This window comes from Microcoleus sp. A2-C3 (assembly GCF_036706065.1).
In the GTDB taxonomy this organism is placed as follows: domain Bacteria; phylum Cyanobacteriota; class Cyanobacteriia; order Cyanobacteriales; family Microcoleaceae; genus Microcoleus.
In genome coordinates, this window is record NZ_JAUBVX010000111.1 from 1 (window position 1) to 2,502 (window position 2,502).

General features: G+C 46.9%; 1 protein-coding gene. It reads right to left on the reverse strand.

Annotated features, from left to right (window positions below; genetic code table 11):
• Nucleotides 1-288: 288 nt before the first annotated feature.
• Nucleotides 289-1,950, reverse strand: a complete 1,662-nt coding sequence (locus QUB66_RS29475) for a diguanylate cyclase domain-containing protein (protein WP_332970781.1) — start codon at nt 1,948-1,950, stop codon at nt 289-291.
• Nucleotides 1,951-2,502 lie beyond the last annotated feature (552 nt).

Consider the following 2,502-nt stretch of genomic DNA (forward strand, 5'->3'; position numbering starts at 1 on the left):
TTGCACTTTATTCTCGATCGCAGTATCGAAACTCAGACGAGGCAATATGTGCTCGATTATTCAGCAAGCCCTAATTAATAGTCCCATACGGTTCAGTTAAGACAGTGCACGGAGAAAAACGATGTGACAAACAGACGCTGCGATTGCTTTCCCGAAGCGCAATGACAAACAGAGCTTAAGTGAACCTGATTAATAGTCTTCTTTTAATTTGTCCCTAAAAGGGAGAGGCTTTAAATCAATTCTTAGTGGTAAACAATCAATTACCAATTACCAATTACCAATTACCAATTACATCAAAATCGGGGAAGATTCCGACTTGCTGCTAGCGTGACAAATGCGATTTCTGCCTTCAGTTTTAGCTTGAAAAAGGGCGCTGTCAGCGCTGCGAATTAGGCTGTCTGGAGATTCCTGGGGAGAAGGAATCACAGTCGCAATGCCGCAACTCAGGGTAACGTAGAAGCCGATCGGCGATCGCGCGTGAGGCAATTTCAAACTGGCGATATCGTCGCAAATTTTCCGGGCGACAAGGTTTGCCCCTTCGGCGGTGGTATTCGGCAGCACTACTGCAAATTCTTCGCCGCCGTAGCGGGCGGCAAAATCCCCAGCCCGCTTGGTAGAAGAGGCGATCGCCCTAGCAACTTGGCGCAAACAATCGTCGCCGCCGACGTGGCCGTAAAACTCGTTGTAAAGTTTAAAAAAGTCGATGTCCAACATAATTAAAGACAGCGGCAGTTCCTCTCTTGCAAATCTGCGCCACTCCAACATCAAAACGCGATCGAACTGGCGGCGGTTGGCAATGCCCGTCAGTCCGTCAGTAGTTGCCAGTTCCTGCAATTTTTGATTCGCTATTGCGAGCTGGCGGTAAAGTTGAGATTGTTCGATCGCGATCGCCACTTGATTCGCTAAGTGCTGTAAAAAATCAATTTCCCACTGCTGCCATTCCCTGACACCGCTGCAATTGTATGCTGTCAGCATTCCCCACAAACTATTGCGATTTTCACTCCTAAAATCCGGCACACTTTTTCCCTGCGCCTGCGGTTTGCCAACAGTCAGCAGCGATATATAATCTTCTGCTGTATCTTGATTTTTTCCGGCATCCCAAACACTGCTTTTTAGTCTTTTATTTGCCGTTCCCCAGTCGCCAGATTGCCAAATTGGCACGCTTAAAACTGCTGCAATTTCACAATCTGCCAGCAACTCTTTGCAACTGCCAGACAATGCGGCAGTGCTGACATCTGCTATTGCTTGTACCGACTGGGATTCGACCAAAAAAAGGCATGACACCGCCAAAGCAGCACTAATATTTTGGTTTTCAATATAACCGTCTGGTAAACCGTCACCTGCGACGATCCCATCTTTTTGCTCTTCCCCGTCAAATTGATCCGCCCAATCCTGACAGCGATAAATTAAAACGCGGTCTGTTTTGAGAAATTGGCGCACTTCTGCTACGGTATTTTGGAGAATGCTGGCGGTGTCTATTGACGATCGAATATGTTCGATCATTTGTCCCAACAGCCGCTGTCGGATCGCCTGCTGTCGCAATTGTTCTTCGACTTGCTGGCGTTCGATCGCGTAATGAATCGCCCGCACCAGCAGAGTTCTCTGAAATCTTCCCTTTACCAAACAATCTTGAGCGCCCGCTCGCAATACCGACAGCGCCGTATTTTCATCATTGCTATCTGTCAGCACCAGAACCGGAACTGTGGGCGATCGAGCTTTCAAAATTGCGATCGCCTCGCTTCCCCCCAAGCTGTCTGACACGGACAAGTCTAATAGTACGGCGTCAAACTTTTCAGCTTCCAGAAACGTGAGTCCCCTCTCCAGGGATGTAACAGTTTGGAGGCGAAACAGAGCCTCGCTGAATGACCCTAAAAGATCTTCGATCAGCGTCGCATCTGCGAGGTCATCCTCAACCAACAAAATTTTCAGAGATTGGTTACGTGTTAACACAACTATAGCGTTCGGAGCAGGTTGAAGGAAACTTTTTTGTTTTGAGAGCGATACTGGCGATCGGCACGAAACAACAATAATATCTTGTAAAGGCGGGTTAAGACCGGATCTTTACTAGCAGCTAGTGGAGCGCTGCTCTCACCCACCATCCCCATCAGCCAGTTTATTTTTACCTATCTACTTACTTGCGATCGGGCTATTTATTCCCCGGATATCCCCCTCGCATCCCCCGAATGGTTGCGGGGACTTTGATCAGATTCTTGTCCCCCCTTGGCAAGCTACGGTGTGCACACAAGTCAAGTTGGAAATCAAATGACGGAAAAAACGGAAATTTATTTTTTTAATCCTTGATTTTCCGTTACTTATTATCAATAAGCTAAAATTATTGATAAATAAATCTATCGTCTAAAAACTTTGCCTACTCACGATTGTGTCAGACAGAGCCAAGTTTTTAGGAATTGTGTGTACACCGTGGCCCAATACTTCTCGGTTAAGGTCTAAGCGGTACTGAGAATAGAAAAATGAAGCTCCTGGCGCTGAGTACCAGTACCT